The following is a 7823-nucleotide window of genomic DNA, read 5'->3' as shown; positions in this document are numbered from 1 at the left end:
TGCGCGCGGGCTGATCCTTCCAGGCGCCCGGGAAGCGCGAAGGCTCCGGGTCCAAACCCACGCAGAGCATGGAGTCGTGGTGGCGCTGGGCGTGCTGGAGCTGGTCGGTGAAGTTCATGAACAAGCCGATCAAACGCGCTTGGCCAGCTCAACCGCCTTGCCGATGTAGTTGCCCGGCGTCATGTCCAGCAATCGCTGCTTGTCGGCCTCAGGAATCTCCAGGGTCTGCACAAACTGCTGAATGGCTTCGCGCGTGATGGTCTTGCCGCGCGTCAGCTCCTTCAGGCGTTCGTACGGATTGGGCAAGGCATAGCGGCGCATCACCGTCTGAATGGGCTCGGCCAGCACTTCCCAGGCGCTGTCCAGGTCATCGGCCAGGGCTTGCGGGTTCACTTCCAGCTTGCCCAGGCCACGGGCCAGGCTGTCGTAGGCCAGCACGGCATACCCCAGGGCCACGCCCATGTTGCGCAGCACGGTGCTGTCGGTCAAATCGCGCTGCCAGCGGCTGATGGGCAGCTTTTGGCTCAGGTGGGTCAGCATGGCATTGGCCAAGCCCAGGTTGCCTTCGGCGTTCTCAAAATCAATCGGGTTGACCTTGTGCGGCATGGTGCTGGAGCCGATCTCGCCTTCCTTGGTCTTCTGCTTGAAGTACCCCAAGCTGATGTAGCCCCACACATCGCGCGACCAGTCGATCAGGATGGTGTTGGTGCGCGTGACCGCGTCGAACAGCTCGGCCATGTAGTCGTGCGGCTCGATCTGGATGGTGTAGGGGTTGAAGCTCAAGCCCAGCGGGCCTTCGATCACCTTCTGGCTGAAGCCTTCCCAGTCGATCTCGGGGTAGGCCGACAGGTGGGCGTTGTAGTTGCCCACGGCGCCATTCATCTTGGCCAGCAGCTTGACACTGGCGATGCGCTCGCGGGCGTTCACCAGGCGGGCCACCACATTGGCCACTTCCTTGCCCACCGTGGTGGGCGACGCGGTCTGGCCGTGCGTGCGGCTCAGCATGGGCGTGTCGGCCAGGCTCACTGACAGCTTGCGCAGCGTGGTGATCAAGCCATCGATGGTGGGCAGCAGCACCTGCTCGCGCGCAGCCTTGAGCATCAGGCCATGGCTGGTGTTGTTGATGTCTTCACTGGTGCAGGCAAAGTGCACGAACTCGCTGGCGCTTTCCAGCTCAGGGTGGCCGCCAAAACGCGATTTGATCCAGTACTCCACCGCTTTCACATCGTGGTTGGTGGTCTTTTCGATGTCCTTGATGGCCTGGGCGTCGGATTCCGAAAATCGCACCGCCAGGCCACGCAGATAGCCCCGGGCCGCCTCGGTCATGGGCTTGAGCTCGGGCAGGCCGGCGTCTGACAGGGCGATGAACCATTCAATTTCAACCTGCACGCGGCGGTGCATCAGGCCGAATTCAGACAGCAGGGGGCGCAGGGCGGCCACTTTGGGGGCGTAGCGGCCATCCAGGGGCGACAGGGCTGTGAGGGCAGAAAGGTTCATGGAGTTTTTTGCAATTGGGCACCAGGAGAACCCGTGATTTTAGGCGCTCGCGCGGCGTTTGGGCGCTGCCCCGGCTTGGGCTCCGGCAAACGGCGGCCAATGCGCCTTCAGCACCTCGGTGTCCACCCGCGCCCACACCGTCAGGGCTTCGGTGCGCATGCGCCTTGACGCCACCACGGCCCAGGGCCAGTAAAGGCCCAAGGTCAGCACCATCAGCAAGGCATGCCGCAGCTGCAGCAGCACATAGCCCTGCACCGACAAACGGCTGCGAAACCGCAATGCGCGGTTGCCAGTTTTGCTCCACACCAGGTTCTGCAAACGGGCCTGCACATAAGGCATCACCGCCGCCAGCACCGCCGCCGCGAGCAAAGCCACCATGCCCAGCAACCAGGCGCCCTGCGCCGGTCCCCGCCACCACAGCAGTGCACCCAGCACCACCGCGCCCAGCCCCAGCACCAAACCGGAGACCAGCACCGACCAGGCCGCCGTGCGAGCCCACAGCATCACCATGGCCACAGGCGAGGCCTGCCACCACAGGCGCAAGGGCCCCAGCTCCAGGCGCCCCTGCCGGTAATGGAAGTAAGCCCACAAAAACAGCGGCACACCCAGCACCCACAGCGCAATGACGAAGCCCAGGGCCACCCACCACATCGGGTGATGAAAAGTGGCCCCCGCCAGCGTCAACCAGGCGGCCACCAACACGCCCATCAAGGGCATCAACAATGCGCCATAGACCGCGGTGAATTCCCCCTTGAAGCTCAAGCGGCGCCCCGCCCAACTGGTGTGGGCCATGCGATGCGTCAAGCTGGTGTGCACGGCCAAAGGGGTCACGGCCAGCGCCATGGAAAACGCCAGCAAGCCCGCCAATGGCGATCCCAGGCAAGCACCCACCACCCCCGCCGCCAAGGCAAGCGCCAGGCCATAACGCGGCAGGTGGCTGGCGGGCGGTGCGTGGTAATCCAGCACATGGCCCGCCACCAGGGTGCGCCTCAAAAAATACCGTTGCGATCTGACCCGCGCCCAGGGCAGGTACAGCCCCAGGGTCAGCAAAGTCAGCAGCAAGTTGACGATCCAGATGCGGGCATAGTCGGAAGCCCGGGCATTCAACACCACCGGCAGCTTGACCACCGTGCCCTTCGGCAAGCGCGGTATTTCGGCAGGCGGCACCGCAGCCTTGGGCGCGGAGGCCATGGCCGCCAGGTAGGCCGCCCGCATCTCGGACATCAGGTCTTCGGCCGCCTCAGACCCGATCGGCGGCGGCCAGGCCAGGCTGACAGGTGCACTGATCACCGGAGACGGCGCTGCCTGTGATCCTGGCGCCACATGCAGGGGCTCCATGTCGGCCAAACGGACCACATGCCCAGATGAACGTACAGCAGAGTTGTTCATTTCCGCCGCAAATGTAACAGTCTTATACAAACTCACCCCCTGGTGGTCTCCCTCTGATGGGGTGATGCCCCTAAAGCCGGAGCACATGGGTCGCCCAGTGGCCAAGCCTTCGTTAAAATCAACACGCATCCACACATCACGACACAGAATGAAACTGATCGGTTCACTGACTAGCCCGTTTGTCCGCAAGGTGCGCATCGTGCTGGCCGAGAAAAAGCTCGACTACAAATTCGATGTGGAGGATGTTTGGGCGGAAGGCACCAGCATTTCCGAGTCCAACCCCCTCGGCAAAGTACCTTGCCTGGTGATGGAAGGTGGCGAAGCGGTGTTCGACTCGCGCGTCATCGTGGAGTATGTGGACACCCTGTCGCCCGTGGGCAAGCTGATCCCCCTGAGCGGGCGCGAGCGCGTGGAAGTGCGCACCTGGGAGGCGTTGGCCGATGGCGTGATGGACGCCGCCATCCTCGCCAGGCTGGAACAAACCTGGCCTGGCCGCACCGAAGCCCAACGCTCACAAGCCTGGATCGACCGCCAGATGGCCAAGGTGCATGGTGGCCTCAAGGCCATGAGCCAAGGCTTGGGCGATCGCCCCTGGTGCAATGGCAACCACCACAGCCTGGCCGACATCTCGGCGGGCTGCGCGCTGGGCTATGTTGATTTCCGCTTCCCGCAGATCGACTGGCGCGACGACTACCCCAACCTGGGCAAGCTGTTCGACAAGCTCTCGCAGCGCCCCAGCTTCATCGACACGGCGCCGCCCAAAGCCTGATTTTTTGGCGCAGGCTCAGGCCACCGACTTGTTGAACGAATCGGCCCGGGCCTGGCGCCAGTAGTCTTCAAACACAGGCTGCGGCCAGGGCGCTTCGCCGCGCTCTGCCGCCAACAGTTCGCCAGGTTTGGCAAAAGCCAGCAGATTGGCCAGGCGGCGCACCTCCGAGCTCGACACGCGGCGCACGATGTGGTCGGCGGTGATGTCGTTGGGGTGCTGCAAGCCAGCGGCCTGCACCAGCTCCTTCAGCGCGTACAAGGTGTTCATGTGCAGGTAGTACACCCGCTCGGCCTTGTCGGCCACCACCAGCGCGCGCTGGCGCAAAGGGTCTTGCGTGGTCACGCCTGTGGGGCATTCGCCGGTGTGGCAGCTTTGCGCCTGGATGCACCCCAGCGCGAACATGAAGCCTCGCGCCGAATTGCACCAGTCCGCGCCCAGCGCCATCATGCGGGCAATGTCAAAAGCGCTGATGACCTTGCCCGCGCAACCAATTTTTACGCGGTGCCGCTCGCCCATGCCCACCAGCGTGTTGTGGACCAGCAAAAGGCCCTCTTGCAAAGGCGCGCCCACATGGTCGGTGAACTCCAAAGGCGCGGCCCCGGTGCCCCCTTCAGCGCCATCCACCACGATGAAATCAGGCCAGATGCCGGTTTCGCGCATGGCCTTGGCCAAAGCAAACCACTCCCAGGGATGCCCGATGCAGAACTTGAAGCCCACCGGCTTGCCGCCTGACAACTGCCGCATGCGCTCGATGAAATGCATCATCTCGATCGGTGTGGAGAACTCGCTGTGGCTGGCCGGAGACACGCAGTCCACGCCGATCGTCACGCCCCGCGCCGCCGCGATCTCACGCGTCACTTTGGGGCCGGGCAACACGCCACCGTGCCCTGGCTTGGCGCCCTGGCTCAGTTTCAATTCGATCAGCTTGACCTGGGGATCGCGCGCACTGGCAGCGAACTTGTCGGCGTCAAAGTGGCCGTCGTCCGTGCGGCAGCCAAAGTAACCTGATCCGATTTCCCAGATCAGGTCGCCGCCCGCCTGGCGGTGGTACTCGCTGATCGAGCCCTCGCCCGTGTCGTGCGCAAAATTGCCTTTGCGCGCCCCCGCGTTGAGCGCCAGGATGGCGTTGGCGCTGAGGGCACCAAAGCTCATCGCCGAAATGTTGAAGATGCTGGCGCTGTAGGGCTGCTTGCACGAAGAACCCCCTTGCCCGATCGTGATCCGGAAATCCTGCGAGGCGATGTGGCTGGGGGCGAGCGAGTGGCTCAACCACTCGTAGCCCGCCACGCCCACGTCTTTTTGCGTACCAAAGGGGCGCTTGTCAGGCTCGCCCTTGGCGCGCTGATACACCAGTGAACGCTGCTGGCGCGAAAACGGCGCGGCCTCGCTGTCGCTTTCGATGAAGTACTGCCGGATCTCGGGGCGGATGAACTCCAGCAGGTAGCGCAGGTGCCCCATGACCGGGTAGTTGCGCAGCACCGAGCGTTTGCTCTGCTGCACATCCTTGAAACCCAGCAGCACCAGCGCCAGCCCCAGCACCACCATCCAGGCGCCCTGCCCGCTCTCCAACCACCACAGGCCGCCAGCCAAGGCCAGCAAAGCCGACATCACCCAAACGCCGTAGCGGATGGGCACATGCTTGTTCAAACGGATCAACCACACGGGCATTGCGAACTCCTCGTCCAAGCGGACTTTTCACCATGGTAAAGAATGAGCAGGCTGCCAGTTGCATCATCAGCACCACGAACAACGGGCAGATCAGACCATTTGACGCCCCTGCCGACCCCTGCCGTTTGGCGCTACACTGTGCGCCAAAGCGCCGATTTGTCCGGCTTGCGGGCGCTCAAGAAATACCGCTAAAGAGGGCGCTGGAACCCGGCCCCTGCTTCAATGCGCGGCCGGTTTTTTATTGACTGATTCACGTAGCGCCATGTCTTCCATCGGGGTTGTGACCCCTGTCTCCCTGCACTTTGAAGCCCCCCTGCCCTTGCGCAGCGGTGCCGTTCTGCGCGACTACACCCTCATGGTCGAGACCTACGGGCAGCTCAACGCCGACCGCAGCAACGCCGTGCTGGTGTGCCATGCCCTCAACGCCTCGCACCACGTGGCGGGCCTGCACGCCGATGAGCACGGCAAACCCATCCCCAAAAGCCAGGGCTGGTGGGACAACCTGATCGGGCCCGGCAAGCCGCTGGACACCCACAAGTTCTTCGTCATCTGCGTCAACAACCCCGGCTCGTGTTTCGGCTCGACCGGGCCCACTCACCTCAACCCCGACACCGGCCGCGTCTATGGCGCCGACTTCCCCGTCGTGACGGTGGAAGACTGGGTTGATGCGCAAGCCCGTGTGCTGGACCGGCTGGGCATCACGCAATTGGCTGCTGTGTTGGGCGGCAGCCTGGGCGGCATGCAGGCCATCAGCTGGACGCTGCAATACCCGCAACGCGTGCGCCACTGCATCGCCGTGGCCACCGCGCCCAACCTCTCGGCGCAGAACATCGCGTTCAACGAAGTGGCCCGCCGCGCCATCATCACTGATCCTGATTTCCATGGCGGCCATTTTTACGAGCACGGCGTGGTGCCCCGGCGCGGCCTGCGCGTGGCCCGCATGATCGGCCACATCACCTACCTGTCCGACGACGTGATGGACGAGAAGTTTGGCCGCAGCTTGGTGGGCCGTGAACTTGGCGAAGAGCCCCGCTACAGCACGCAAGAGATCGAGTTCCAGGTTGAAAGCTACCTGCGCTACCAGGGCGACAAGTTCAGCGATTACTTCGACGCCAACACCTACCTGTTGATCACCCGCGCCCTGGATTACTTCGACCCCGCCCGCGCCTTTGGCGGGGACCTGGCCGCCGCCCTGGCCCAGGCCGTGGCCAAATTCCTGGTCATCAGCTTCACCACCGACTGGCGTTTTGCCCCGGCCCGATCACGCGAGATCGTCAAGGCCCTGGTCGACAACCGCCACGACGTGAGCTATGCCGAGATCGACGCCCCGCACGGCCATGACGCCTTCCTGCTGGACGATGCACGCTACCACAACGTGGTCTGGGCCTACTTTGACCGCATCCACCGCGAGATCAGCGGCCCAACCTTGAACATCGCGGTGCGAGGCCAGCCATGAGCGATCGAAGCATCCACGACGTCGTTGCCCAACTGGTGCCCCCGGGCTCGCGCGTGCTGGACCTGGGCTGTGGCAACGGCGCCCTGCTGGCCCACCTGCGGGACAGCCGCCAATGCACCGGCTACGGCATTGAACTGGACGACACCAAGGTGCACGAATGCGTGCAGCGCGGCGTCAACGTCATCCAGCGCAACCTGGAAGAAGGCCTGAGCCTGTTCGACGACAACAGCTTTGACGTGGTCCTGCAATTGGACACGTTGCAAAACCTGCGCAACACCGAAGCCATGCTGAGCGAGACCGCGCGGGTCGGGCGACAAGGCATCGTCGCATTTCCCAACTTCGCGCACTGGCCACACCGCCTGAGCGTTCTGCGCGGGCGCATGCCAGTGACCAAATCGCTGCCCTACCAGTGGTACGACACCCCAAACATCCGGGTGGCCACCTTTGCCGACTTCGAAGTGCTGGCCCGCAAAAGTGGCCTGCGCATCATCGAGTCTTTTGGCCTGACCGACGGCCAGGTGGTCAAAAGCTGGCCCAACCTTCGGGCCAGCACGGCGGTCTTCAAGTTCGACCGCGCTTGATAGCGCTAAACCTCAGAAGCGGTGGCGGATGCCCAGAACGCGCATTGGCGTGGCACATCTTTGGGTCAATTTCGGAGTACGCATGGCCTTTGCACAAAAGATCACCCCTGCGATCCTTTTGGCTTTGGGGGCCTGCATCAATGCTCAGGCGCAAGCCGCCAGTTCATTCCAGAGCTCTTACAACGGTAGGATCTCAGCAACGGCCTCAAGGCTTTGTTCACCCTCCTTGGGCCGCCTGGACGTGAATGGCGCCTTTGTAATCGGTGCAGGCTACCAGTCTATCAAGGCGGCCGAAGCGCCCAAGGCTGACCTGAGTTCCGGGCAAAAGCAGACTTTCGCCTTGCTGGGCGCCAGCTACGACTTCGGCGTGGTCAAGCTGTTTGGCCAATACGGCCAGTTCAAGAACGAGGGTTTCGCCCTCACCGACAGGATCGACACCAAGCTCTACCAGGTGGGTGCATCG

General features: G+C 63.5%; 7 protein-coding genes and 1 riboswitch. Of the genes, 4 read left to right on the top strand and 3 right to left on the bottom strand.

Annotation, left to right across the window (positions count from 1 at the left end):
• Positions 1-129: 129 nt before the first annotated feature.
• Positions 130-1497, bottom strand: a complete 1368-nt coding sequence (gene purB / locus Q7V20_RS08910) for an adenylosuccinate lyase (protein ID WP_304789442.1) — start codon at positions 1495-1497, stop codon at positions 130-132.
• A 39-nt stretch (positions 1498-1536) separates the two neighbouring features.
• On the bottom strand, positions 1537-2886 hold the full coding sequence (locus tag Q7V20_RS08905) for a DUF898 family protein (protein ID WP_304789439.1): 1350 nt from the start codon (positions 2884-2886) through the stop codon (positions 1537-1539).
• A 148-nt stretch (positions 2887-3034) separates the two neighbouring features.
• Between Q7V20_RS08905 and Q7V20_RS08900 the strand changes: the two genes are divergently transcribed.
• Complete coding sequence (locus Q7V20_RS08900) at positions 3035-3655, top strand: glutathione S-transferase N-terminal domain-containing protein (RefSeq protein ID WP_304789438.1); 621 nt, start codon at positions 3035-3037, stop codon at positions 3653-3655.
• Between the two features lie 15 nt (positions 3656-3670).
• Here the strand turns inward: Q7V20_RS08900 and Q7V20_RS08895 are convergent, their stop codons facing one another.
• Complete coding sequence (locus tag Q7V20_RS08895; RefSeq protein WP_304789435.1) at positions 3671-5323, bottom strand: FMN-binding glutamate synthase family protein; 1653 nt, start codon at positions 5321-5323, stop codon at positions 3671-3673.
• A 138-nt stretch (positions 5324-5461) separates the two neighbouring features.
• Positions 5462-5536: riboswitch (SAM riboswitch) on the top strand.
• A gap of 49 nt (positions 5537-5585) precedes the next feature.
• On the opposite strand from Q7V20_RS08895, the gene Q7V20_RS08890 reads away from it, so the two are divergent.
• The 3 genes from Q7V20_RS08890 to Q7V20_RS08880 all read left to right on the top strand — a co-directional run.
• Complete coding sequence (locus Q7V20_RS08890) at positions 5586-6779, top strand: homoserine O-acetyltransferase (protein ID WP_304789433.1); 1194 nt, start codon at positions 5586-5588, stop codon at positions 6777-6779.
• Positions 6776-7360, top strand: a complete 585-nt coding sequence (gene metW, locus Q7V20_RS08885; RefSeq protein WP_304789430.1) for a methionine biosynthesis protein MetW — start codon at positions 6776-6778, stop codon at positions 7358-7360. Before Q7V20_RS08890 ends, metW begins: the two co-directional genes overlap by 4 nt.
• Before the next feature lie 82 nt (positions 7361-7442).
• A partial coding sequence (locus Q7V20_RS08880; protein ID WP_304789427.1) for a porin occupies positions 7443-7823 on the top strand: 381 nt, incomplete at its 3' end.

The organism is Aquabacterium sp., from assembly GCF_030652515.1.
Lineage (GTDB): Bacteria > Pseudomonadota > Gammaproteobacteria > Burkholderiales > Burkholderiaceae_C > Aquabacterium.
This window is presented reverse-complemented; position numbering and strand designations above follow the sequence as displayed.

Coding starts and splice junctions, on each gene's coding strand:
- purB (WP_304789442.1), bottom strand. CDS start 1,497: ATGAACCTTTCTGCCCTCACAGCCCTGTCGCCCCTGGATGGCCGCTAC.
- Q7V20_RS08905 (WP_304789439.1), bottom strand. CDS start 2,886: ATGAACAACTCTGCTGTACGTTCATCTGGGCATGTGGTCCGTTTGGCC.
- Q7V20_RS08900 (WP_304789438.1), top strand. CDS start 3,035: ATGAAACTGATCGGTTCACTGACTAGCCCGTTTGTCCGCAAGGTGCGC.
- Q7V20_RS08895 (WP_304789435.1), bottom strand. CDS start 5,323: ATGCCCGTGTGGTTGATCCGTTTGAACAAGCATGTGCCCATCCGCTAC.
- Q7V20_RS08890 (WP_304789433.1), top strand. CDS start 5,586: ATGTCTTCCATCGGGGTTGTGACCCCTGTCTCCCTGCACTTTGAAGCC.
- metW (WP_304789430.1), top strand. CDS start 6,776: ATGAGCGATCGAAGCATCCACGACGTCGTTGCCCAACTGGTGCCCCCG.